Origin of the sequence: Iodidimonas nitroreducens, from assembly GCA_000710935.1 — a bacterium.
In the GTDB taxonomy this organism is placed as follows: Bacteria; Pseudomonadota; Alphaproteobacteria; order Sphingomonadales; family Rhodothalassiaceae; genus Iodidimonas; species Iodidimonas nitroreducens.
The window spans coordinates 66,331-89,833 of the sequence record BAYV01000009.1; the positions used below are offsets into that span (position 1 = coordinate 66,331).

The following is a 23,503-nucleotide window of genomic DNA, read 5'->3' on the forward strand; positions in this document are numbered from 1 at the left end:
CCTGCCCCTTTCTTTAGAATGTCATTTCACCAGATCATTGATTTCCTCTGGTGAAAAGCCAAAATCGCGCAAAATATCGCGGCTATGGGCACCGGGCACAGGCGGCGGACCGGCAATCTGCCCCGGCGTGCGGGATAATTTTGGCGCGGGGGATGGCTGAAGCAGGCCATTATAATCGGTAAATGCCTGCCGCGCTTTCATATGGGGATGATCGGGCACTTCTTTATAATCCAGCACCGGGGCAAAGCACAGATCGCTGCCTTCCAACAGATCGCACCATTCCTGCCGGGTTTTTTCCGCCATTTTCTCGGTTATCGCTGCGCGCATCCCCTTCCAACTGCGAAGATCAAGCTGATTTTGGCAAGCCGGATGATCCGCCAACCCCGTCATTTTCAAAAACAAGGCGAAAAACTGCGGCTCCAAAGGCCCGACAGAGACAAAAAGCCGATCTTTGGTTTCATAAACATCATAAAAAGGCGCGCCACCATCAAGCAGATTGCTGCCCCGTTTCTGGCGCCATAATTGATTGGCATCCATCATATAAACAACCGACATCAGGCTCGCCACTCCATCCACCATGGCGGCATCCACCACCTGCCCTTCTCCGGTGGCACGGGCATGGATCAGGGCACAGAGCATCCCAAACAGCAGATAAAGCGCGCCGCCACCAAAATCGCCCACAAGATTAAGGGGGATGCTCGGCGCCTCATTGCGCCGCCCGATCGCGGCCAATGCCCCGGCCAGCGCGATATAGTTGATATCATGCCCAGCAGCACCCGCTAAAGGTCCGCTTTGCCCCCATCCTGTCATCCGGCCATAAACAAAACGCGGATTTTGGGCAAGGCATTGATCAGGCCCAAGGCCCATCCGCTCCATCACCCCGGGGCGGAATCCTTCGATCAGGCCATCAGCGCTGGCGATGATCCGCAAAAGCGCCTGTTGCCCGGCTTCCGATTTCAGATCCAGCGCCAATGATTGCCGACCGCGATTGAGAATATCGCGCGCCGGATCGCCCACCATCATGGGATTACCGCCGGGCCGATCGATGCGGATCACCCGCGCCCCCTGATCCGCCAGCATCATGGCCGCAAAAGGCCCCGGACCGATGCCGGCAATTTCAACAATCGTGATCCCCGAAAGCGCGCCCATCACTTCAATTCCTTTTCCAAAAGCCTATTTCATAAAGCCTGTTTTGCCATGCTATAACAGCATTCATGACCTGCCGATTTTGGTTAGACCTATTAGGAGAATTTTATGCGCAGCGAAAAGGTGACATTCGAAGGAACGCAGGGAAATCTGGCCGCACGGCTTGATCTGCCAGAAGGCAGGCCCAAAGCCTATGCCCTTTTTGCCCATTGCTTTACCTGCAGCAAGGATGTGTTTGCCGCATCGCGGATCGCTGCAGGTCTGGCCGATCTGGGCATTGCCACCTTGCGCTTTGATTTCACAGGGCTTGGGGCCAGCGATGGTGAATTTGAGAATACCAACTTCACATCAAATATCGAAGACCTTCTCAAAGCCGTTGATTTTATGCGTGAAAGCTATGAAGCCCCCAAGCTTTTGATTGGCCATAGCCTGGGCGGTGCCGCCGTTCTGGCTGCCGCTGGAAAAGTTGATGAAGCGCAGATTGTGGCAACCGTGGGTGCCCCCTATGATCCCGATCATATTCGCCATCATTTTGATCAGCATATCGAAACCATCAATGAGAAGGGTGAAGCCGAAGTGAAAATCGGTGGCCGCCCTTTCCGGGTGAAAAAGCAGTTTCTTGACGATATTGGCGGTCATGATCAAAAGGAACGGATCGCCAATCTGAAAAAGGCACTTTTGATCTTTCATTCGCCCATCGATCAGATTGTGGGGGTGGATAATGCCGCCAATATTTTTGCCGCCGCCAAGCATCCCAAAAGCTTTATCACCCTGGATGATGCCGATCATCTGCTTACCGCCCGGGAAGATGCGCTTTATGTGGCGCAGGTGATTGTGGCCTGGGCGCGGCGCTATGTGAAGGGGTTGAGCACGCCTGAACTGAAAAGCCCGTGGAAGCCAAGCCCGGATCACAGCATTGTGGCGGAGGCCCAGAGCGGCAAATTCCTACAGGTGATCAATGCCAATGGCCATAGCCTGCTGGCGGATGAACCCATTGATATGGGGGGCGATAATCTGGGGCCCAGCCCTTATGGCCTGCTGCTATCCGGCTTGGGGGCCTGCACGGCCATGACCATCCGCATGTATGCCGATCGCAAGAAATTGCCCCTTGAGCATGTTTCGGTCAAGCTCAGTCATCAAAAAATTCATGCCAGTGATTGTGAAGAGTGCGACACCAAAGAAGGGCAGCTCGATGATATCGAGCGGGAAATCGAACTGGTTGGCGATCTTGATGATGAAACCCGGCAAAAGCTGCTGGAGATCGCCGATAAATGCCCGGTTCATCGCAGCCTGCACGGTGAGGTACGCATCCGCACCAGCCTTTTGAAAAGCTGAGATCAGCCCCATCGGGGCACACCTCGGTTAAAAAAACAGCATGATCGGCCTTTATTTTCGGCGGATCATGCTGTGATCATTTTATCGAAAGCTATGCAAAACGCTCAGCCCTGTTTTTTGGGTGGCTCCACAATGCGAATATGCAATTCGCGCAACTGTTTCAAATCCACCATCCCCGGCGCCCCCATCATGGGATCCTGAGCGCGCTGGTTCATGGGAAACAGAATAACTTCGCGAATATTGGGTTCATCGGCCAACAACATCACGATCCGATCAATCCCGGGGGCAAGGCCACCATGGGGCGGCGCGCCATAACGAAAGGCATTGAGCATCCCGGAAAATTTCTCTTCCAAAACATCCTTTGAATAGCCTGCGATTTCAAAGGCTTTGACCATGATATCCGGGCGATGATTTCGGATCGCGCCCGAGCTCAATTCGATGCCATTACACACGATATCATATTGATAGGCCAGAATATCGAGGGGATCTTTGGTTTCCAAAGCCTCCAGCCCGCCTTGGGGCATGGAGAAAGGATTATGCGAAAAATCGATCCGCTTTTCATCCTCATCATATTCAAACATCGGAAAATCAACGATCCAGCAGAATTTATAAGCTTCCGCATCGATCAGTTCGAGCTCTTCGCCAAGCCTTGTGCGGGCCAAACCCGCCAATTTTGCGGCCTGCGCGGGGGTGCCAGCGGCAAAAAACACCCCATCATCTGAGGCAAGGCCCAGATCCTTGAACAACTGAGCGGTTTTCTCAGGGCCATGATTTTTAGCGATCGGCCCGCCGGGAACCCCATCCTTGCTATTGATATAGCCGAGCCCGGCATAGCCTTCGCTGCGCGCCCAATCGTTCATCTTGTCGAAAAAGGCGCGGGGGCGCGCCCCTGCCCCCGGTGCCGGAATGGCCCGCACCACCGATCCTTCTTCAACCAGCTTGGCAAATAATCCAAAGCCGCTGCCACGAAATTGCTCAGTCACATCGACAATTTCGATGGGATTGCGCAGATCGGGCTTGTCATTGCCATATTTGAGCATGGATTGCGCATAGGGAATGCGTGGAAAAGGCGGTTTTGTCACCGGCTTTTTGCTGAATTCCTCAAACACCCCATAAAGCACCGGCTCGATGGCATTGAACACATCATCTTGGGTAACAAAGCTCATTTCCACATCGAGCTGATAAAATTCGCCGGGGCTGCGATCCGCGCGGGCATCTTCATCACGAAAACACGGCGCAATCTGGAAATAGCGATCAAATCCCGCCACCATGATAAGCTGCTTGAACTGCTGCGGAGCCTGAGGCAAAGCATAAAACTGGCCGGGATGCAGCCGTGAAGGCACCAGAAAATCCCGCGCGCCTTCCGGTGATGAGGCGGTCAGGATCGGGGTTTGAAATTCCATGAAGCCTTCATCCGTCATCCGCCGACGGATCGATGAAATCACCTTTGAACGCAACACGATATTTTTGTGCATGGTTTCACGGCGCAAATCCAGAAAGCGATATTTCAACCGAATATCTTCGGGATAATCCTGCTCGCCAAAAACCGGCATGGGCAATTCTTCGGCCGCCGACAGAATTTCGATCTGCTGGGCATAAACTTCGATATCACCGGTTTCCAGATCGGGATTGACCGTTTGCGGATCGCGCAACACAACCTTACCATCCACCCGGATCACCGATTCCGCGCGCAAGGACTCGGCCAGGGCAAAGCCTTCGCTGTCAGAATCGAGCACGACCTGGGTGATGCCATAATGATCACGCAGATCGATGAACAACAAATTGCCGTGATCCCGCTTTCTGTGTACCCAGCCCGAAAGCCGAACGATATCGCCCACCTGATCCTTGCGCAAACTATTGCAACGATGGCTGCGATAAGGATGAAGGGATGATGGATTTTGAAGCTGGGACATGGGGATCACTCGGTCTTTATGATGGCGGAGAAAGAGATTGAAGGCAAAGCGCTGCATTAGATCTGAAACAGCGCTTATGGCAATGGTTCATAGCTAGATAACGGTTTATGCTTCATCTTTGTGGCTGCGGTAAAGCACATGGATTATGGGTTATTGTCAAGGCGTGCACGGTTCTGACGGTCATGATTTGGCAATTTTCAATCATGGGGTTTGTAATGAACCTGATGAGCCGTGTATAGCTCGGATTTCAATTGCAGGATATAATAGCAGGTCATGTCCCTTATAACCGATCAAGATGGGCTGAAAGCCCTTACCGAACGCCTATCGAAAGCGCCCTATATTACGGTTGATACCGAATTCATGCGTGATAACAGCTATTATTCAAAGCTGTGTCTCATTCAGGTGGCTGATCAGGATGGCGCTTTTGCGATCGATCCCCTAAGCCCTGATCTTGATCTGGAGCCTTTTTACGATCTGTTGTTCGATCCTTTGGTGATCAAGGTTTTTCATGCCTGCCGTCAGGATATGGAAATCTTTTTTCATGCCAAGGGCCGCCTGCCCGCACCGATTTTCGATACGCAGGTGGCCGCCATGGTCTGCGGATTTGGGGATTCTGCAGGCTATGAAACACTGGTGAAACAGATTGTCGGTCAATCTTTGGATAAAACCGCGCGTTTCACCGATTGGTCGCGGCGTCCCTTGTCGGATCGGCAATTGACCTATGCCTTGGGCGATGTCACCCATTTGCGGGTCATTTACGAAAAACTTCGCGACAGCCTCGCAAAAAACGGTCGCGAAGGCTGGGTGGCCGAAGAAATGAACATCCTCACCAGCCCCGATACCTATCGCCTTGATCCCGTGAATGCTTGGGAACGCATCAAATTTCGCTCCGGCACGCCACGGTTCATTGCCCGATTGCAGGCTTTGGCCCGCTGGCGTGAAGAACTGGCCCAGGCCCGCGATATTCCACGCAGCCGGGTGGCGAAAGATGATGTGCTTTTGGAAATTGCCGCCCATCCCCCGGCCCAGATCGAAGCTTTGGATCAGGTGCGCGGCTTATCACGTGGCTTTCATGCCAGCAATCCGGGCGCGGCCTTGTGGGATGCGTTGCAAGAGGCGCAGGCCATTCCCGAACAGGAACTGCCGAAAAAACCCCATTCGCCCCGCCCTTCGCAGAAAACGCCTGCGATTGCCGATCTTTTAAAGGTGTTGTTGAAATGCCGCTGTGAAGATGCGGGGGTAGCCCATAAGCTGGTGGCCAGTGGTGCGGATATTGATGAAATCGCCCGCAATGCCCATGCCCCTGTTCCGGCCATGACCGGCTGGCGCTATGAGCTATTTGGCCGGGATGCCCAAGCCCTACGCGAAGGTGCCATCGCCCTCACCGCCCATGGCAATCATATCGAAATCGTGGAAATCGAGCCTGCAAACGACAGCGCCTAACGAGCTATCGGCGCAAACAGCCCGATAACGCATCACGATCAATCGTCACGATGAACTTTTTCCATCTTTTCGTGGCGTTCCTGAGCTTCCAAAGTCATCGTGGCAATGGGCCGGGCATCCAGCCTTTGCAGGCTGATAGGATCGCCGGTCACTTCGCAATAGCCATATTCCCCCTGCTCCAAACGGCGCAGGGCAGCATCGATCTTGGAAACCAGCTTGCGCTGGCGATCCCGTGTGCGCAATTGGATCGACCAATCGGTTTCACTGGATGCGCGATCGGCAATATCCGGCTCTTTCAGGCTATCCTGTTGCAGGCTTGCCAAAGTTTCGCGCGATTCTTTCAAGATTTCTTCGCGCCAATTTAAAAGCTTGCGGCGGAAATATTCCTGCTGCCTTTCATTCATGAAGTCTTCGTCTTTTGACGGACGATAATCCGATGGTAAATCATAACTCATTAGGCTCATCCGCTCCTTTAACCAAGGCCGCCCGGATCGCCCGGCCCGCCTGGGGTGATCCCATACTCATCATCGGCAATCTCATCCAAAGCCGGAGAAAGGGGCATCGGCACTGCACGCCTCGCTCAAGGCTCCAGACCTGCGCCGGATTTATAATGATCTGCAAGGCCTGCGGCAAGCAGTTAGGCGGGAACCCAAGAAAAATTTACAATGTGTTTGGGGGGGATAGATAAAATGCAATTGAATGGCATGGAAACAAGCAGGATAATTCTGGAAGAGGTCAGCTTTCCTGTTCCAATTTTGCCAGTTCCACCTCTGCCCGCACTTCAATGTCATCCAAAATCGCAGACAAGGCAGGATCAAGGGTGCCATCCCGTTGATCACGGGCCAAACGCGATAGCTGGCTGAGCTTTGATTGGGGAATCGCCCCCATCAAAAGGCCCTTGCGCACATCTTCAAGCATATCGAGCATATCATGCGCCCGGGCCAAACCTTTAGAGCGGCCAGCGGTAGCATCCGGCATTTCCTGCAAGGCCAAAAGCGCATCCACGGAGGCAATCGGCCCAGAGGCAGCCGCAGGGGTTGATGAAGAGGTGGCCCGCCCGCCCTCGACAGAGGCAGAAAAGGCGGCACCCCCTGCTACGGAAGACTTTGAAGCCTTCTGCGACGATTTCAACGAACTGGATTTACCGGGGCCATCTATGCGCATGAAGATACAATAACCATTGCGCCGCCAAAAGAGCAAGACTTGCCGAAGCTTCGGGCTAGCCCCCGGAAAATTCTGACCTCCGTTAAAACCAACGGCGTGCTGTGATTAAACAAGCCATTGATTTTAAACTTTATATTTTGTGACCAGTGGATGGCAATAATTGGCATGATTCTCGCATAAATTCTGGCGAGACGATAAAAAGACGCATCATGGGCTTTGGCGGGATCAAATATGAATCAGATGATCAGCCAAGCTTATGAACCGGAACAGAAAGAGACTGGCCATGTTTGCAAAACGCATCATCCATTTATCAGCGCTGCTGTTATCGGCGATCATGCGCCTTGATAGCAGATATTATCTGATTGCGATGGCTGTGGCTTTGGGCTTTTCAACGCCAGCCCATGCGGCCTCTCGGCTGAAAGATCTGATCAATGTTGAAGGTGTGCGCGAAAACCAGCTTGTGGGTTATGGGCTTGTGGTGGGGTTGAACGGCACTGGCGATACCTTGCGCAATGCCCCTTTCACCCAGCAAAGCCTTGAGGCGATGCTGGAACGCTTAGGCGTGAATACCCGTGATGCCAATAATATGGTAACGGATAATGTGGCCGCCGTGATCGTGACCGCCGATCTGCCGGCCTTTGCCCGCCCCGGCAATCGGATCGATGTGCAGGTCAGCACTTTGGGCGATGCCGAAGATCTGCGCGGCGGTGTGTTGATGGTAACCCCGCTTTTGGGGGCCGATGGCGAAGTTTATGCCGTGGCCCAGGGCCCCATCGCGGTGGCCGGATTTGCCGCAGCGGGCAATGCCGCCAGCATCACGGTGGGGGTGCCCACATCGGGCCGCATAGCCAGCGGGGCCATTGTGGAACGCGAAGTCGCCTTTGAATTTTCCAGCCTGCAAAAGGTCCATCTGTCCCTGAAAAATCCTGATTTCACAACTGCCAATCGGATCGCCCAAGCCATCAATGGCGCCATCAGTGGATCGGTTGCCAGCATGATCGATCCTTCTACGGTCACTTTGGTGCGCCCGGCGGGCTATGAAAAATCGCTGATTCAAATGGTAACGGAAATCGAACATCTGGTGATCGAGCCCGATTTCCCGGCCAAGGTGGTGATCGATGATCGCTCGGGGATCATTGTGATGGGGGCCGATGTGCGGGTGAGCACAGTGGCCATTGCCCAAGGTAATCTGACCATCCGCATCACCGAAACGCCGGTTGCTTCACAGCCTGCCCCCTTTGGTGAAGGGGAAACGGTTGTTTTGCCCCGCACTGATGTGGCCGTTGATGATGATGGCGAAAAGCGCCTTGCCATCGTTGATGATGGGGTTTCATTGCAGGATCTGGTGGATGGCCTCAATGCATTGGGGATCGGGCCTCGGGATATGATCTCGATCCTGCAGGCGATCAAGGCGGCAGGCGCCCTACAAGCTGATATCGAGGTGATGTGATGGATATCACCCTCGTCCAAAACGCTTTCCCATCCGGTGGCACGGATTTTGGCCAGGCAAGTTTTGCCGGGATGAAAGCCCGCCTCGACAGCACCCGGGATGCCGCCTTTTCCTCGACCCGCATCAGCGATAGCGAGGCCCGTGACAAGGAAATGCGCAAAACAGCCGAGGATTTCGAGGCCGTGTTCATGGGCCAGATGCTGGCCCCGATGTTCAGCGGATTATCCACCGATGGCCCCATGGGTGGCGGTCATGCCGAAGAAGTTTTCCGTTCGATGATGGTTGATGAACTGGGCAATAGCGTTGCCAGATCAGGCGGAATCGGCATTGCCGATACGATCTACAAACAATTGCTGACATTGCAGGAGATTTGAAACATGACCCGGCAAGGAACAGAAGATGCCACCGAAAAAAACCAAGCGCCTGCGGAGCAACCCGTTCTCGCTCAGCCCGTGCGGGATTTTCTGGCCATATCAGATAATCTCACCAACCTTTTAGCGCGGGAAAATGCCCTGCTGGAAACCCGCAGACCGAGGGAGACGAAAGCGCTGGCGGGTGAAAAAATCCGCCTGACCGAAGCCTATAAACAGGCATTGGAAGATTTGCGCAGCAAGGAAAGCCAGTATCTTGGCCCCAAGGATTCAACCATCCGCAAAAAGGTGAAAGCCACGACCGAACTTTTTCGTGCCGAATTGGCCCGCCATGCCAAGCTGATCATCCGCTTGAAAACGGTCAGCGAAGGGATCGTTAAATCCATCAGCGATGAAGCGATGAAGCAAAAAAATCCGGTGCGGAATTATGGCCAGAATGGACGGATGAACACGCCTTATGGAGCGGGGGCTTCCCTAAGCCTGGATCGGCAAATCTGAAGTGGCGCCATAGGCATCATCGGAAAGTCCGGCGATTTCCGGCCGCAAATTCATGATTTGGGCCAGATTTTGAAAGCGGCGCGCCACCACTTCATTAACGATTTCATGGGCATCCGGCTCAACATCCAGCACCAGCCGATCCGAAAAACGCTTCAGGCTGACCCGCTTTAAAAGATTTGAGGTGCCCCCCGATATCCGATGGCCCAAACGCAAAGCCTCACCCAGGATCAGGGCTTGCCTGATATCTTCTTCCCCCAGCATCGAGCGACACAGGCTGGCCAGCGGCATTCCATCAGATGCCCCGTAAATGCGGCCAAGAGCCAGGCCCACAAACCCGCGATCCTTATGATCGATGCCCACAAACCGGCCATAGAGTGCTTCCATGATCGCCCGCTCTGCCCGGTAATCGGGATGCCCCCGCCATGAAATATCCGATAAAAGGCAGGTGCCATAGCGCAGGCGCTTCAGCTCGGGGCGATCTGTTTTGCTCTCGAATAAGGGATCGATCCAACGCATCAGCCGATCCCCATGCTCCTTGAAACGACCGCCGATTTCCGCCATGTCCCGCGCCGCCGCAATAAACGGATCTTCAGCTTTCAGGGATTGCGGCAATCGTTGATATACCAGTCCTTCGCGCAGCCCCAAAGAAGAGGTGATCACCTTATTGGGGCGCATATGATCCAGAATATGATATAAAATCAAGGCGGCACAGGGCATCACGGCGGCCCGGCGGGATGGCACGGAATTGATTTTGGCAAGGCTTTGCGGCTCTTGTTGCGCAATCAGCTTCGCCAGATCCTGGGCATCCGCGCCTTCAAGAGAAAAGGCGTGCAAAATAGGCAAAGGTGTTTTTTTCTGCACCATATTGACCCGGCTGACCGCGCGCCACGCCCCACCCACGATATAAAAATTCTTATTCCGCCGCGCTTTCAGCCATGGCACTTCTTTCAAGCTGGCGATGATCTTGCGGCTGATCAGCGTCTGATCATCGTTAAAATCACCCTGAAGCCTTAAAGGGCCAATGGGCAAAGTGATCTTTTCCGTGATCGCGCCTTTGGCAATTTCTACGAGTTCGAGACTGCCGCCGCCCAGATCACCAATGATCCCATCGGCATCGGGAATGCCCGATAAAACCCCCAAAGCAGATAATTCGGCCTCTTCTTTCCCGGAAATAACCCGGACCCTGATGCCGGTATCCGATTTGATCCGGGCAATAAAAGCCGCTCCATTGCTGGCTTCACGCACGGCAGCGGTGGCCACGGCATCGATATGACCCGCCTCAATCCGCATGGCTTTCATAAGCAGCTGAAACCGCTTCAAGGTAGCGAGGGCCGCCGCCATCGCCTCATCATCCATCTTGCCGGTTTTGCTGATCATCCGACCAAGCCCACACAGCACTTTTTCATTGAAAAGGATGTGCGGATTGCGGCTCATCTTGTCGAAAACCACAAGACGAACGGAATTGGACCCGATATCAATTACCGCCAGATGATCGCGGGAATCGTGGATGCGGTCTTTAAAAGAGGATTGCGGCACGCATTCAATACTTCACAAAGGGCCTTATTCGGTCAAACGAAAGACACCAGATAAAATCACAAAAGGCAAGGCCCCATAAACGCTTCATCGGTATCGATGATCAGTCACGCGGCGGCAAAATAAGTTGTGGCGCGCCATCCGGCCGGGTTCCATCCGGTTCCATATGATGCAGGTCCACCTCCAGCTTGGCCGGGCGCTCGGTTTCAAGGGCGCGGCCACGACCGGAAAGGCTGGGGTTTTTCATGAAATAGGTATGGGCGGAAAAAGGCTCTTCATCGCCTTCGGGGATAGATCGCTGATAATCGCCATCCGGGCGAAGCCACCAGCTTTGCTGATTATCTTTCAGATTGGCCACCATCACCTGCCCCATGATCTGTTCATGAACCGTGGGGTTTTCAATCGGAACCAGCGATTCCACCCGGCGATCAAAATTGCGTGGCATCCAATCCGCCGAAGAAATGAACACCCGTGCTTTTGCCGATGGCAAACCATGCCCGGCCCCAAAACAGGCAATGCGTGAATGTTCCAAAAAACGCCCGACAATGCTTTTGACCCGGATATTTTCCGATAAATCCGGCACCCCGGGGCGCAGGCAACAAATCCCCCGAATGATCAGATCAATCTCAACCCCGGCCATCGAGGCTTCATAAAGTTTTTCAATGATCTGGGCATCCACCAGTGAATTCATCTTGGCCCAGATCGCCGCCGGACGCCCGGCCCGGGCATGGCCGATTTCAGCATTGATCATCTTGATTAGGGAGTGACGAATATCAAAAGGAGACATCGCCAGCTTTTCCATATTGCGCGGACGGGCATAGCCGGTCACATAATTGAACAGCCGCGCTGCATCGCGCCCCATTTTCGGATCAGCGGTAAAAAAGCTGAGATCGGTATAGATGCGTGCCGTGATGGGATGATAATTGCCGGTGCCAAAATGCACATAAATCTGCAGCCCTGCGCTTTCCCGGCGCACCACCATCGAGACTTTGGCATGGGTTTTGAGATCGAGAAATCCAAAAACCACCTGCACGCCGGATCGTTCGAGATCGCGCGCCCATTTGATATTCTGCTCCTCATCGAAGCGGGCTTTTAATTCCACCAGCGCCGTCACGGATTTGCCCGCTTCTGCGGCCTCCTTTAAAGCATTGATGATTTCCGATTGCGATCCGGCGCGATAAAGGGTTTGCTTGATCGCCACCACATCAGGATCGCGGGCCGCCTGCCGTAAAAAGGCATGCACCACATCAAAAGATTCATAAGGGTGGTGCACCACAAAATCCTTGGCCCGCACAGCCTTGAAAATATCGCCACCATGATCGCGCAGACGCTCGGGATAGCGGGGATTATAGGGCTTGAATTTCAATTCAGGCAGATCATCAACGATCAATTGCCGGGTTTCCCCCACCCCTAAAATGCCATCCACCCGGGTTACGGTATCGGGATCGGCATCGAGTTGATCGATCACCATGGCGGCCAGATCGGCGGGCATTGACTGATTGATCTTGAGCCGGATCACCCGCCCCCGACGACGACGCTTGAGTGCCGTTTCAAACAGCCTGATCAGATCTTCGGCTTCTTCCTCGATTTCCATATCGCTATCGCGCACGATACGGAAAACCCCACTGGCCTGCAATTGATAGCCGGGAAACAACTGATCGAGAAACAGCCCGATCAGGGTTTCAAGGGGCACGAAACGAATCCGCTCCCCGGGCAGCCGAATGAAGCGGTTAACCTGATCAGGGATCGGCAGCAAAGCGCGGATTTCCTTGCCATCCAGCGCCCTTTGCAATGACAGGATGAGGGAGAACCCCAGATTGGGGAGAAAGGGAAAAGGATGTGCCGGATCGATCGCCAAGGGGGTGAGTACGGGAAAAACATTCGATAGAAAATAGCCCTCAAGCCAATGCCGTTCTTTTTTGGTGATTTCATGGGCTTCGAGAACGGCCAGCCCGGCCCGGCGCATTTCATCTTTTAATTGCTGCCAGCGCTGTTGTTGTTCTGATGTCAGCTTATCGGCAAGGGCCGTGACTTTTTTCAATTGTTGGCTGGGTGTCAGGCCATCATCGCTCACGGTTTCAATGCCGGAATCCACCAATCCGCGCAAACCCGCCACCCGCACCATATAAAATTCATCAAGATTGGATGCGGATATCGACAAGAAGCGCAAGCGCTCCAACAGGGGGTGGTGGCTATTGCCCGCTTCTTCCAGAACCCGGCGATTGAAATTAAGCCAGGATAATTCGCGATTGATGAATTTCTCACCTGCCGTCATCCGATGGAGGATTGCCCGCGCCGAACGAGCCGACATCGATTTGGCGGCCATGGTTTTGCCCGTGCTTTGGGTTTCGGCCCCCATGTTCAGCTTTTCTGACGTCGCGGCCTCGGCCTCGGTGGTCATGGCGGGCGCTTCATCCGCTTCGTTCAATTGATTATGGGATGGCATGAAATACAACTCCGAAAAAACACGAACAGTCAAAGATATGACGACGATAACCTGCCGTGCAAGACCGTCAGATTTATGACAACCCGGTGATTACAAACCGGCGGCGGCCAGAACTGCCCGGGCCAAAGGCAAGGTCAGCGGCTTTTTCTGCGACAAAGACGCTTTATCAAGGGCCGCCACGATCTGTTCCACCCCATCAAAAGAGCGTTCGATCCGGGGGAGCACATAATCCAGCACTTTGGGATCGGTGCGCAACTGGCGATCATTGAGCCTTTTCACCATCAAGGCCGCGAGCAAAGCATCATCGGGGGCTTCAATCGCCGCCACCGGGGTGGCGATCAAACGCGACCGCAGATCATTGAGCCGAACCCCCCAGCGTGCAGGCGGCAGGCGCCCTGATATGAGCAAATGACCCTGTCGTTCACGTATCCAATTATAAAGATGGAAAAAATCCACTGGATCAAGCCGCCCTTCGGCCAGCGCCTTATCGGCATCTTCCACAATCACCGCAGGATGGGGCTTGATCATCAGGCGGCTGCGCGCCCCGATATTTTCAGGGGCCACCCGATCCGCCCCCGATTTTTGCTGCCAAACCGCGGCCAGATGCGATTTGCCCGATGCCGGCGGACCGATCACGGCCAGGGCATGGGATGACCAATCCGGCCAGTGATCGATCATCGCTACAGCCGCAGCATTCGACGGCGCGATAAAAAAATCCTCGCCACGAAAGCTTTGCCGGTGGGGCAGATCAAGGGGCAGTTGATACATCATCATGCCCTTTGATGGCTGGGGTTTGTTGGGTTTCCAAACGATAATGGGCGAGCGAGGAGCGCACGAGAACGGCAATCACCGCCGCTGCGGGCACTGCGATCAGCACCCCCACAAAGCCTGCAACCTCGCCCCCGGCAAAAACGGCAAAGATCACCCAAACCGGATGCAGGCACACATGGCGGCCCAATAAACGCGGGGTGAGAACGGCCCCTTCCAAAATCTGCACAAACACCCAAACCAGAACGACCAGCCCCAGATTGGCATAATCAAGCCCCCATTGGCCAAAGCCCACAAACAGGGCAACGGCCAGCGCAAAGGCTGTACCGAAAAAGGGAATGAACCCCAAAATCCCCGCCAGCATCCCCAAAATCAGAGCATAATCAAGCCCCATCACTGACCAGCCAAGACAATATAACACCGCCATGGCCAGCATCACACTGAGCTGACCACGCACAAAGCCTGAAAGCACCTGATCGATCTCGATCATGGTTCTGCGCACAAAGGGTGCTTGGTGGGCAGGGAGCAAGGCATTGGCCCGGCTGATGATTTTATCGAAATCACGCAGGATATAAAAAGCCACCATCGGGGAAATCAGCACCAATGCCAGAATATTGAACAAAGCCAGCCCGCCGGTGAACACCCCCATGATCATCTGATGCGCCATGGCAAAGCCTTGTTGGACCATCGATTCCAGAACATCCTGAGCCTGCTGACCGATTTCGGTGCCAAATTCGGTTTCCATATTAAGCATCATGGAAGATGTCCAAATCCGCAGATCGGCAATAACCCCCGGAACAGCCCGTACCAGACCCACAAGCTGCGCCTGCAACAATGGCCATAAGCCAAAAAGCACACACAAGCTGATGATGAAGCACAAAAAGATGATCAAACCCGCCGCCAGCCCCCGGTCGATATGATATGCTTCCAATCGATCAGCCAAGGGATCGAGCAGATAAGCCAGCGCGAAACCGGCAAGGAACGGTAGCAAAATACCCCGGGTGAGATAGGCAAATAAAAGGGCTATGAGCAACAAACCCCATGGGATCAAACGCGACATCAGGCGCGGGTTCAAGCCTTGTTCATCCGCTTTCCCGGCGTCGCTCATCTGGATGACCCTCCTTCCGATTGCGGTGCTCGCATCTCTCGCCCTTCATCGGCTGTATCGGTTATGAGCACCAGCCCCTGGTCGCTGTTCAACAGTTGAAGCCGGGCCTGGGCTAAAGCCAGCCTTAATTGATCGATCGTCCCCACATAGCTGATGGCAAAACGCGAAAGCGGCAACCCGATTTCGGTCATTTCAAATGAGCGCACGATCCCCACGCTTTCAAGCTTTTGCCGGATCGACAGCCAAGCCTCGGCATGATCGACCGGCGCCATGACGCTGACGACCGATTGATCGCCGGTCGCGGCTAAAAGGGTCTGTTCTTTCCATAAAGCATCGGATCGACGCAGGATAAGATTAGCCGCCCGTTTGAGTACAAAAGCCTCGGTCCCGGCTTCGGTTTCTGACGTCGCCGCTTCTGCTGGATCAAAATCTTCCATAAAAGCCGATAAACTGCCCTCAGCATGGCTCATGCGGCTTTCCCCTTCATCATCCAAGGGACCAACCACCAGATCATAATGCAAATCGGGTTGGCCGGTCCGATAATTGGGCACCAGCCTTGCCGTGGCAATCACGATTCGCGGCACGGCGAAAAATCGCGCCGCCTTGGCAAGCTTGGATGGATCGGGATTGGTCAGCAGATCATCGGACAAAACAGCCCGCGATGAAATCCGATCCGGGGCAAAGCGATAAGCGATCAAGCGGTTTTGCAGATCCGCCCCGGCCAGCGCCTGTTGCCATGGATGATCCCCAAATACCATCCGCACACCGCGATCATAAAGCACCGGCACCAAAAGATAAGGCCCGCCCAGTGATTCTGTATAGGCAACATCGGTACGGGCAAAGATATCGCGCACCGCATCGGGCGAAAACAACACATCAAGCACGGCCATATAACGGCGCGATGAGAATTTTTCCTCGCGAATATCCACCGACCGCACAAGGCTTTGCAATAAAGGCGGGCTGGCCGGGGGCAGATTGCCAAGGCTTTCATCCGCCACCAGCTTTTCGATCAGCGATTGCCAGGCCCGTTCCTGCGCATTGGCCAAAGCCTGCCTGCGGGCTTCGGTGGCATTGGCGGCCTCTACATCAACATCGATGCCATACACACTAAACAAGCGTGCCGAAGCATCCCGATCCGCCTGCACCTGCATTTGCGCCTGTGCCGGCCCACCTATGCCGAATACCATGAGGGCAAAAAGCACTGGGGCAAAAAGCACTGGGATCATCATCACTGCAGAAAGGCCCAGCCGCATATCTTCGTTCTCCTTTGGTTCGCACCACCTTAGCGCCCCAATGCCCGCAGGCAAAGCCATGAAACAGATAAAACCGACGATCTCAGGGTCATGACTGTGGATGGGGTCAGCATAAATCCCTTATAGCAACAAGACGTCATCTTCATGATCATGAAATCTGTTCAGATTTTGGCTAAAGGGGCTTGCTCTCAATAGCCCTTTCGCCCCATGTTGCACAGCCTTTGGATGGCAAGCAGAAAGGTTTAAAACCCGTGAGCGACCCCCTCCCCCCCTCTTATGATTATGCCACAGCCGGTGTTGATATTGCGGCGGGCAATGCGCTGGTTTCCGCCATCAAGCCTGCTGCGGCCTCCACCCGCAGGATTGGGGCCGATGCCGGTTTGGGCGGCTTTGGGGCTTTGTTCGATCTGAAAGCGGCGGGCTATCATGATCCTATCCTGATTTCCGGCACCGATGGGGTTGGCACCAAATTGCGCATCGCCCTCGATACCGGCCTGCATCAAAATGTGGGGATCGATCTGGTGGCGATGTGCGCCAATGATATTCTGGTGCAAGGGGCCGAACCTTTGTTCTTTCTTGATTATTTTGCCACCGGTCGGCTGGACCCGAAGATCGCTACCGAAGTGATCGAAGGGATCGCGCGGGGCTGTATTGAAGCCGGCTGCGCCCTGATTGGCGGCGAAACGGCGGAAATGCCCGGCATGTATGCCCATGGCGATTATGATCTGGCTGGTTTTGTGGTGGGCGCCGTGGAACGGGATCAGATCATCAACGGCGCCACGATCAAACCCGGCGATGCGATCATCGGGCTGGCCTCATCGGGCGTTCATTCCAATGGCTTTTCATTGGTGCGCAAGCTGGTGGCGGATTTTGATCTGGCTTATGATCAGCCCGCGCCCTTTGATGGCCAAACAACATTAGGCGAGGCTCTGCTCACCCCTACCCGCCTTTATATCAAAAGCTGTTTGCCGCTTTTGCGGTCAGGCCAAATTAAGGGCATGGCCCATATTACGGGCGGCGGATTGCTGGAAAATGTCCCCCGTTGTTTACCGGAGGATCTGTGCGCTACCATCGATGTGGATCGCTGGGCCCTGCCCCCTGTTTTTCGCTGGCTGCAGGAAGCCGGGCGCATCACCCCCTATGAATTGGGGCGCACCTTTAATTGCGGCCTGGGGATGGTGCTGTTTGTTGATCCTGATCGGGCAGAACAGGTCATCGCTGCCCTTGATGCGGCGGGCGAAAGTGCGATGCCCATCGGCATGGTTGAAGAAAAACCCGGCAAGGCGCTCTGCAGGCTGCGCGGCAAGCCGGGGGCCTGGGGCGCACAGCAGGGCTTTGATCATATCACCGATGAAGCCTAAGCTCATGGCCCGGATGCAGCTTGGCATTTTAATCTCCGGTCGGGGCTCGAATATGAAAGCCCTGATCGATGCCTGTGCAGGGAGGGATTATCCCGCAGAAATCGCTTTGGTCCTGTCCAATGTCGCCTCGGCCGGTGGTCTTGAAACAGCCCGCGCTGCCGGGATCAAAACCATAGTTATTGATCATAAGGCCTATCCAAGCCGGGCAGAATTTGAGCGAGATCTCGATCAGGCGCTTCGCGATCATGGTGTGGAGCTTGTCTGTCTCGCCGGGTTCATGCGCCTTCTGGATAAGGATTTCGTAAAGCGCTGGCATGATCGCATGATCAATATCCATCCATCCCTGCTGCCATCTTATCGCGGCCTGAAAACCCATGAACGGGTTCTGGAAGATGGCGTGCGCTTCACCGGCTGCACGGTGCATTATGTCAGGCCGCAAATGGATGAAGGGCCGATCATCATGCAGGCTGTTGTGCCCATTGATGATCATGACACCCCCCAAAAACTTGCCCGGCGGGTTCTGGCTTATGAGCACAAGATTTATGTTGAATCGGTGCGTTTGATCGCCAGCGGAAACATCCGCCCCCGGGGCAATAAAACCGCCAGCAAGGGCTTGAAATTCCCCAAAAAAGGCCTGATCAGCCCGACGCCTGACGACGCCTGAAATTACAAAGGCCCCTTTCTCATGAAAATGGCGCGAGAACCCCCCGCGCCATCATTGTCATTCAAATAATGGCCAGAAATGCGGCCATATCAGCACATCTTCAGCCGACGATTTCAATTCCGGCAAAGAAAAAGGCGATTTCAATCGCGGCATTTTCTGCACTGTCTGAGCCATGCACGGAATTGGCTTCGATATTTTCAGCAAAGCTTTTGCGGATGGTGCCTTCGGCAGCTTCCTTAGGATTGGTGGCCCCCATCACGTCACGATTTTTGGCAACGGCATCTTCGCCTTCCAAAACCTGAACAACCACAGGGCCAGAGGTCATGAAGGCGACCAGATCATTGTAAAACGGACGTTCTTTATGCACGGCATAAAAGGCTTCGGCCTGCGCTTTGGTGAGGTGCAGGCGCTTTTGGGCAATGATCCGCAGCCCGGCATTTTCCAGAACGGCATTGATCTGGCCGGTCAGATTGCGGCGGGTGGCATCGGGTTTGATGATCGAAAAGGTACGCTGAAGTGCCATAAGGTGATTGTCCCTCAAAATATGGTTTGCATGAAGCTTCGCGGCGGTTTTTAAGCGATGAGAAAGCGAACTGCAAGGACTACCGTTTTTCATCGGGTCGTGTTAGAGGCACAGCGTCATGTTACATATCAAAGATCTCACCTACCGCATCGGCGACCGGCTTTTGCTCGATCACGCCACGGCACGCATCACCGCTGGTCAAAAGCTTGGCCTGATCGGTCAGAATGGCACTGGGAAATCAACCCTTCTGGGATTGATCACGGGTGCCCTCATGCCCGAAAGCGGATCAATCTCGATCCGCCCCCGTGCCTCTTTTACGCTGGTGGGCCAAGAAGCCCCCTCAGGCCCGCGCACATTGATCAGCGCCGTTCTCGATGCCCATAAGGAAATGCGGGCTTTGGAGGACGAAGCCCAAACCGCAACCGATCCCAATCGGATCGCGGAAATCCATACCCGTTTGGCGGATATCGATGCCCATTCCGCGCCAGCACGGGCAGCAGCCATCTTATCCGGGCTTGGTTTTGATCAGGCAGCGCAGGAACGCCCGCTTGACAGCTATTCCGGGGGCTGGCGGATGCGGGTTGCCCTGGCGGCGGCTTTGTTCACCCGGCCCGATCTTTTGCTGCTGGATGAGCCGACCAATTATCTCGATCTCGAAGGGGTGATCTGGCTGGAAAATTTCCTCCGCACCTATCCCTATACTGTTGTGGTGGTCAGCCATGATCGGTCTTTGCTCAATCGGGCAATCACCTCGATCCTCCATCTGGAAGGCGGCAAGCTGGTGGCTTATGCCGGTGGCTATGATGATTTCGAGCAGGCCCGGCTTTTGCGCAATGAGCAACTGGCCTCGATGAAATCAAAGCAGGATGCCCAAAGGCGTCATCTGCAATCCTTCGTTGATCGATTTCGCGCTCAGGCCAATAAGGCGAGCCAGGCCCAAAGCCGTTTGAAAATGCTGGAAAAAATGCAGCCCATCGCGGCGGTGGTCGAAGAACACACCGTGCCGTTCAACTTCCCGAAGCCCGCGCCTTTATCGCCGCCGTTGATCACGCTGGATGGGATTTCAGTGGGCTATCATGAAAATGAGCCGGTCCTGAGCCATCTTGATATGCGCATTGATCCCGATGATCGGATTGCCCTTTTGGGATCGAACGGCAATGGCAAATCAACCTTTGCCAAGCTTTTATCGAAACGATTGAAGCCGATGGGCGGCAAGATGACCATGCCGCGCAGCCTGAAGGTGGGCTATTTCGCCCAGCATCAGCTTGATGAATTGCATGAAAAAGAAACACCCATCGATCATATGGCCCGATTGATGGCGGATGCCACCGAAACCAAGGTGCGCACGCGATTGGGCAGCTTTGGCTTTTCCGCCGATAAAGCCGACAGGCGGGTGGAAACCTTATCGGGTGGCGAGAAAGCCCGGCTGCTTTTTGCTTTGATGACCCATGCCGCACCTCAGGTGATGATTTTGGATGAACCAACCAATCATCTGGATATCGATAGCCGCGAATCCCTGATCCGCGCTTTAAATGATTATGAAGGCGCAGTGATTTTGATCAGCCATGATCGTCGTTTGGTGGAAGCCTGTGCCGATCGCCTGTGGATCGTGGAAAATGGCGGGATCAATGTTTTTGACGGCAATATCGAGGATTATCGCCAAAGGCTTTTGCGCGAACGCGGAGCCCGCAGCGAATCCGGCGAACGCGATGCCGCCAGCGATAAACGCAAGAATGGCCGCCGCTCTTCTGCCGATAAACGTGCCCGATTGGCCCCTTTGCGTCAGGCGGTCAGCGATATGGAACAAAAGCTGGCCTATCTGAACGAGCAAAAAGAGCGCATTGCCCGGGCGCTGAACAGTCCCGCCCTTTATGATGGCAGCCAGCCCAATGGGCCCGCCAAAGCCGCGCATTTGCAGCAGGAACAAGGCCGATTGGAAAAGCTGATCGCCAAGGCCGAAGATGAATGGCTGACGGCCCAGGATAAGCTGGAAGAGGCACAAGCTTGAAGGATCGAGCCTGAAAGATTGGGCCTGACAGATCAGGCTTTCTGCTCCCAGCCGCCCTGCTCTTTTTGCTGCCAATAGCTCTGGTTTTCCGCCTTGGCCTTAAAGTGCAGCCAATCCGCGCGTGCGCTTTGCACGATGGTATCATCATGGCCATCAAACATATAAAGACACAGCTTATAAGGATGCGGATCATCGGGCAGCGCGCCGCCATTGATTAAGATCAGCACATCAGGATCATTAGGGGGATCGGCAATGGCTTCATCCCCCGCCGCCAGATAAACCGGCTGCAAAGCGGCATGGGGGCTGGCCGCTGTGCCATGGGGCAGGAAGGATACCGGATCATAGGCCCATAAGGCGCGATCAAGGCGATCGAGCACATCCTGATCGGGCACCCGCACAAAGCAGCGCAGGCCGCGCCCCATTACTTTTTCAAGCAATTTGGGAAACGCGGCCTCCAGCGACTGACGTTGAAGATGATAGAAACGGATCTCTTCGAGCATCAGTGATCACATCTTGAAAGGCGGATCGTCATCAGCCTGCAGTTTTCCGGGCTTCGACCCAGCCATTGATCTTTTCTTCAAGAATATCAAGGGGAAGCGGCCCGTCTTTCAGAACCTCATCATGATAGCCCCGAATATCAAACGCATCGCCCAGGGCTTCACGGGCTTCCTCACGCAAGGAGAGGATCTTTTCCTTACCGATCATATAGGCCGTGGCCTGCCCCGGCATCACGATATAGCGTTCGATAGCTTTTGAAAGATCGCCCTCAGGGTTGGGGGTGTTGGTCCGCAGATAATCAATGGCCTCTTCTCGGGTCCATTTTTTATCATGCAAACCGGTATCCACCACCAACCGCGCTGCCCGCCATAATTCCATCGCCAGCCGCCCGAAATCGGAATAGGGATCTTCATAAAAGCCCATTTCTTTTGGCAGATATTCCGAATAAAGGCCCCAGCCTTCGGTATAGGCCGTAAAGCGTGCCATCCTTTGGAACATGGGCACACCCTCAAGCTCCTGCGAAATGGCAATCTGCATATGATGGCCGGGAATGCCTTCATGATAGGCCAAGGCTTCCATCTGATAGATGGGCATATCCGTCATATCATATAGATTGGCGTAATAGGTGCCGGGCCGCGAGCCATCAAGCGCCGGTTGCTGGTAAAAAGCCTTGCCCGCCGCCTTTTCGCGGAAGGGTTCAACCCGCTTCACCACCATATCGGCTTTGGGCAGAATGCCGAAATAGTCCGGCAGTTTTTCGCGCATCTGATCGATCAGCGCCTTCGCCTCATTCAGATAGCGCGCCCGCCCTTCATCGGTATTGGGATAGGTAAACCGATTATCGGTTCGGATGAATTCAAAGAAATCCTGCAAATCGCCTTCAAAGCCCACCTGCTTCATGATGCCCAGCATTTCTTCATGAATGCGGGCAACATTATCCAGGCCGATCTGATGAATTTCGGCGGCACTAAGATCGGTGGTCGTGTAATTTTGCAGGCGATCATTATAATAAGCTTCGCCATTGGGCAGCTTCCACACGCCATCATCGGTGGTGGCGATCTGTTCTTGCCGTTCCAATTCGGTAATCAGTCGTTCATAGGCGGGCTGCACCGATGTCAGCAAGGCATCGCGGGCCTGCTCGCGCAAGGCAGTGGCCTCATCCTCACTCAAATCAAGGGAGGCGAGCTTTTCATTGAAATCATCCCACAAAGCAGAGTTCTCGCCGCTTTCATCAAAAGGAGCGCCGGTGATCACATTACGCGAGGCTTCAATCACGAGGGGATAAACGAAACGCGGCGGTACCACGCCCAGTTCCTCGCTTTTTTTGACATTGGCAAGGATCTGATCCATCAGCCCCGTAACGCCTTCGAGCCGGGAAATATAAGCTTCGATATCCGAAGGCTGTGTAACCCGGTGAATATTGATCAAAAAGCTGGGAATTTGCTGCTGCCAACCAAACATCTGATTGATCGGATAGCTGTAATGGCGCCATTTTTCGCCATCGATGTCTCTTTGGGTGAGGATCTTGAACAGGCGATGCGATAATTTGGCCTGCGCATCAAGGGCATCCACATCAAAGCCCTTCAGCGTTTCAAGGCGCTGTTGATTGATCGCCAAAGTCTCATCGGCAAATTGATCCGACAGATCATCCCATTTGCCATAATCTTCGGTTTTCCGCCCCAAATAGGCCTGGCGCATGGGTGAGCGGGCGAGGTCTTCTTCAAAAGCCTGCTCAAAAAAGCTGTAAAGCCGTTGGGATTCGGTTTGCACCTGTTCGCTGGCCGGGCTTTCGCTTTGGCTCGTTTGGTTATTCTGATTGCCTGCATTATCGCAGGCCGAGACCGCAATCGATAAGGCCAAAGCCGAAGCCCCGCCCAGAATAAGCCGATATAACGCGCTTTTTTGAACCATCTTACGCTCCCTTGAGTGATCTTGCTGTGCGATCATTTTTATGAATTTGGCACGCTCTGACGCCCTTGATGAAAAGAGCACCGCAGGCGGTCATCTTTTCCAAAGATTAA

Annotated in this window: 20 protein-coding genes; 8 read left to right on the forward strand and 12 right to left on the reverse strand. The window is 54.2% G+C overall.

What is annotated here, in order from left to right:
• Positions 1–21 precede the first annotated feature (21 nt).
• Positions 22–1,149, reverse strand: a complete 1,128-nt coding sequence (locus AQ1_RS03600) for a CaiB/BaiF CoA transferase family protein (RefSeq protein WP_042084330.1) — start codon at positions 1,147–1,149, stop codon at positions 22–24.
• 105 nt (positions 1,150–1,254) lie between these two features.
• Here AQ1_RS03600 and AQ1_RS03605 point away from each other — a divergent pair, with 105 nt between their 5' ends.
• Entirely contained in the window at positions 1,255–2,481 is a 1,227-nt protein-coding gene (locus AQ1_RS03605; RefSeq protein ID WP_042084334.1) for a bifunctional alpha/beta hydrolase/OsmC family protein, read from the forward strand.
• A 104-nt stretch (positions 2,482–2,585) separates the two neighbouring features.
• On the opposite strand, the gene aspS is transcribed toward AQ1_RS03605, so the two are convergent.
• Positions 2,586–4,394, reverse strand: coding sequence for an aspartate--tRNA ligase (gene aspS / locus AQ1_RS03610; RefSeq protein ID WP_042084581.1), 1,809 nt, complete (start codon positions 4,392–4,394; stop codon positions 2,586–2,588).
• 273 nt (positions 4,395–4,667) lie between these two features.
• On the opposite strand from aspS, the gene rnd reads away from it, so the two are divergent.
• Positions 4,668–5,837, forward strand: a complete 1,170-nt coding sequence (rnd, locus tag AQ1_RS03615) for a ribonuclease D (protein WP_042084337.1) — start codon at positions 4,668–4,670, stop codon at positions 5,835–5,837.
• A gap of 38 nt (positions 5,838–5,875) precedes the next feature.
• Here the strand turns inward: rnd and dksA are convergent, their stop codons facing one another.
• Both dksA and AQ1_RS14830 read right to left on the reverse strand, forming a co-directional pair.
• Positions 5,876–6,292, reverse strand: coding sequence for an RNA polymerase-binding protein DksA (gene dksA, locus AQ1_RS03620; RefSeq protein WP_042084340.1), 417 nt, complete (start codon positions 6,290–6,292; stop codon positions 5,876–5,878).
• Between the two features lie 280 nt (positions 6,293–6,572).
• Positions 6,573–7,001 carry a flagellar assembly protein FliX gene (locus AQ1_RS14830; RefSeq protein WP_042084583.1) on the reverse strand — a complete coding sequence of 143 codons (429 nt, stop codon included), beginning with the start codon at positions 6,999–7,001 and terminating at the stop codon, positions 6,573–6,575.
• A 334-nt stretch (positions 7,002–7,335) separates the two neighbouring features.
• Here AQ1_RS14830 and AQ1_RS03630 point away from each other — a divergent pair, with 334 nt between their 5' ends.
• Genes AQ1_RS03630 through AQ1_RS03640 form a run of 3 tightly spaced genes read left to right on the forward strand, consistent with a single transcriptional unit; the run spans position 7,336 to position 9,320 of the window.
• The gene (locus tag AQ1_RS03630; RefSeq protein ID WP_042084585.1) at positions 7,336–8,451 is read left to right on the forward strand and encodes a flagellar basal body P-ring protein FlgI; all 1,116 of its coding nucleotides are present in this window, start codon (positions 7,336–7,338) and stop codon (positions 8,449–8,451) included.
• Positions 8,451–8,825 carry a rod-binding protein gene (locus tag AQ1_RS03635; protein ID WP_052370882.1) on the forward strand — a complete coding sequence of 125 codons (375 nt, stop codon included), beginning with the start codon at positions 8,451–8,453 and terminating at the stop codon, positions 8,823–8,825. The genes AQ1_RS03630 and AQ1_RS03635 overlap by 1 nt, the downstream gene beginning before the upstream one ends.
• 3 nt (positions 8,826–8,828) lie before the next feature.
• Positions 8,829–9,320, forward strand: a complete 492-nt coding sequence (locus AQ1_RS03640) for a hypothetical protein (protein ID WP_042084342.1) — start codon at positions 8,829–8,831, stop codon at positions 9,318–9,320.
• On the opposite strand, the gene AQ1_RS03645 is transcribed toward AQ1_RS03640, so the two are convergent.
• From AQ1_RS03645 to AQ1_RS03665, 5 genes are all read right to left on the reverse strand, one after another.
• On the reverse strand, positions 9,297–10,856 hold the full coding sequence (locus tag AQ1_RS03645) for a Ppx/GppA family phosphatase (protein ID WP_042084343.1): 1,560 nt from the start codon (positions 10,854–10,856) through the stop codon (positions 9,297–9,299). The genes AQ1_RS03640 and AQ1_RS03645 overlap by 24 nt on opposite strands.
• A gap of 100 nt (positions 10,857–10,956) precedes the next feature.
• The gene (locus tag AQ1_RS03650; protein ID WP_081837066.1) at positions 10,957–13,164 is read right to left on the reverse strand and encodes an RNA degradosome polyphosphate kinase; all 2,208 of its coding nucleotides are present in this window, start codon (positions 13,162–13,164) and stop codon (positions 10,957–10,959) included.
• Between the two features lie 225 nt (positions 13,165–13,389).
• Positions 13,390–14,073, reverse strand: coding sequence for an HdaA/DnaA family protein (locus tag AQ1_RS03655; protein WP_042084346.1), 684 nt, complete (start codon positions 14,071–14,073; stop codon positions 13,390–13,392).
• Positions 14,048–15,175: an AI-2E family transporter gene (locus AQ1_RS03660; protein WP_052370888.1), complete on the reverse strand. Its 1,128-nt coding sequence runs from the start codon at positions 15,173–15,175 to the stop codon at positions 14,048–14,050. The genes AQ1_RS03655 and AQ1_RS03660 overlap by 26 nt, the downstream gene beginning before the upstream one ends.
• A complete protein-coding gene (locus AQ1_RS03665; protein WP_161760406.1) occupies positions 15,172–16,362 on the reverse strand; it encodes a DUF2066 domain-containing protein in 1,191 nt (396 codons plus the stop codon). The genes AQ1_RS03660 and AQ1_RS03665 overlap by 4 nt, the downstream gene beginning before the upstream one ends.
• A gap of 317 nt (positions 16,363–16,679) precedes the next feature.
• On the opposite strand from AQ1_RS03665, the gene purM reads away from it, so the two are divergent.
• Together purM and purN are read left to right on the forward strand one after the other, a co-directional pair.
• Positions 16,680–17,789 carry a phosphoribosylformylglycinamidine cyclo-ligase gene (gene purM / locus AQ1_RS03670; RefSeq protein ID WP_042084598.1) on the forward strand — a complete coding sequence of 370 codons (1,110 nt, stop codon included), beginning with the start codon at positions 16,680–16,682 and terminating at the stop codon, positions 17,787–17,789.
• A 4-nt stretch (positions 17,790–17,793) separates the two neighbouring features.
• Positions 17,794–18,453, forward strand: coding sequence for a phosphoribosylglycinamide formyltransferase (purN, locus tag AQ1_RS03675; protein ID WP_042084353.1), 660 nt, complete (start codon positions 17,794–17,796; stop codon positions 18,451–18,453).
• Positions 18,454–18,553: 100 nt separating this feature from the next.
• On the opposite strand, the gene ndk is transcribed toward purN, so the two are convergent.
• The gene (ndk, locus tag AQ1_RS03680) at positions 18,554–18,976 is read right to left on the reverse strand and encodes a nucleoside-diphosphate kinase (protein ID WP_042084356.1); all 423 of its coding nucleotides are present in this window, start codon (positions 18,974–18,976) and stop codon (positions 18,554–18,556) included.
• A 118-nt stretch (positions 18,977–19,094) separates the two neighbouring features.
• Between ndk and AQ1_RS03685 the strand changes: the two genes are divergently transcribed.
• Positions 19,095–20,984, forward strand: coding sequence for an ABC-F family ATP-binding cassette domain-containing protein (locus AQ1_RS03685; protein WP_042084359.1), 1,890 nt, complete (start codon positions 19,095–19,097; stop codon positions 20,982–20,984).
• Positions 20,985–21,016: 32 nt separating this feature from the next.
• Here AQ1_RS03685 and AQ1_RS03690 read toward each other — a convergent pair whose 3' ends face one another.
• Entirely contained in the window at positions 21,017–21,484 is a 468-nt protein-coding gene (locus tag AQ1_RS03690; protein ID WP_042084363.1) for a DNA polymerase III subunit chi, read from the reverse strand.
• 31 nt (positions 21,485–21,515) lie between these two features.
• Positions 21,516–23,393 carry a DUF885 domain-containing protein gene (locus AQ1_RS03695; protein WP_042084365.1) on the reverse strand — a complete coding sequence of 626 codons (1,878 nt, stop codon included), beginning with the start codon at positions 23,391–23,393 and terminating at the stop codon, positions 21,516–21,518.
• Positions 23,394–23,503 lie beyond the last annotated feature (110 nt).

Bases quoted from the DNA above. Each gene is read 5' to 3' on its own strand.
- AQ1_RS03600 (WP_042084330.1), bottom strand. From the start codon at position 1,149: ATGGGCGCGCTTTCGGGGATCACGATTGTTGAAATTGCCGGCATCGGT.
- AQ1_RS03605 (WP_042084334.1), top strand. From the start codon at position 1,255: ATGCGCAGCGAAAAGGTGACATTCGAAGGAACGCAGGGAAATCTGGCC.
- aspS (WP_042084581.1), bottom strand. From the start codon at position 4,394: ATGTCCCAGCTTCAAAATCCATCATCCCTTCATCCTTATCGCAGCCAT.
- rnd (WP_042084337.1), top strand. From the start codon at position 4,668: ATGTCCCTTATAACCGATCAAGATGGGCTGAAAGCCCTTACCGAACGC.
- dksA (WP_042084340.1), bottom strand. From the start codon at position 6,292: ATGAGTTATGATTTACCATCGGATTATCGTCCGTCAAAAGACGAAGAC.
- AQ1_RS14830 (WP_042084583.1), bottom strand. From the start codon at position 7,001: ATGCGCATAGATGGCCCCGGTAAATCCAGTTCGTTGAAATCGTCGCAG.
- AQ1_RS03630 (WP_042084585.1), top strand. From the start codon at position 7,336: ATGCGCCTTGATAGCAGATATTATCTGATTGCGATGGCTGTGGCTTTG.
- AQ1_RS03635 (WP_052370882.1), top strand. From the start codon at position 8,451: ATGGATATCACCCTCGTCCAAAACGCTTTCCCATCCGGTGGCACGGAT.
- AQ1_RS03640 (WP_042084342.1), top strand. From the start codon at position 8,829: ATGACCCGGCAAGGAACAGAAGATGCCACCGAAAAAAACCAAGCGCCT.
- AQ1_RS03650 (WP_081837066.1), bottom strand. From the start codon at position 13,164: ATGTCGGCTCGTTCGGCGCGGGCAATCCTCCATCGGATGACGGCAGGT.
- AQ1_RS03655 (WP_042084346.1), bottom strand. From the start codon at position 14,073: ATGATGATGTATCAACTGCCCCTTGATCTGCCCCACCGGCAAAGCTTT.
- AQ1_RS03660 (WP_052370888.1), bottom strand. From the start codon at position 15,175: ATGAGCGACGCCGGGAAAGCGGATGAACAAGGCTTGAACCCGCGCCTG.
- AQ1_RS03665 (WP_161760406.1), bottom strand. From the start codon at position 16,362: ATGGTATTCGGCATAGGTGGGCCGGCACAGGCGCAAATGCAGGTGCAG.
- purN (WP_042084353.1), top strand. From the start codon at position 17,794: ATGGCCCGGATGCAGCTTGGCATTTTAATCTCCGGTCGGGGCTCGAAT.
- ndk (WP_042084356.1), bottom strand. From the start codon at position 18,976: ATGGCACTTCAGCGTACCTTTTCGATCATCAAACCCGATGCCACCCGC.
- AQ1_RS03685 (WP_042084359.1), top strand. From the start codon at position 19,095: ATGTTACATATCAAAGATCTCACCTACCGCATCGGCGACCGGCTTTTG.
- AQ1_RS03690 (WP_042084363.1), bottom strand. From the start codon at position 21,484: ATGCTCGAAGAGATCCGTTTCTATCATCTTCAACGTCAGTCGCTGGAG.
- AQ1_RS03695 (WP_042084365.1), bottom strand. From the start codon at position 23,393: ATGGTTCAAAAAAGCGCGTTATATCGGCTTATTCTGGGCGGGGCTTCG.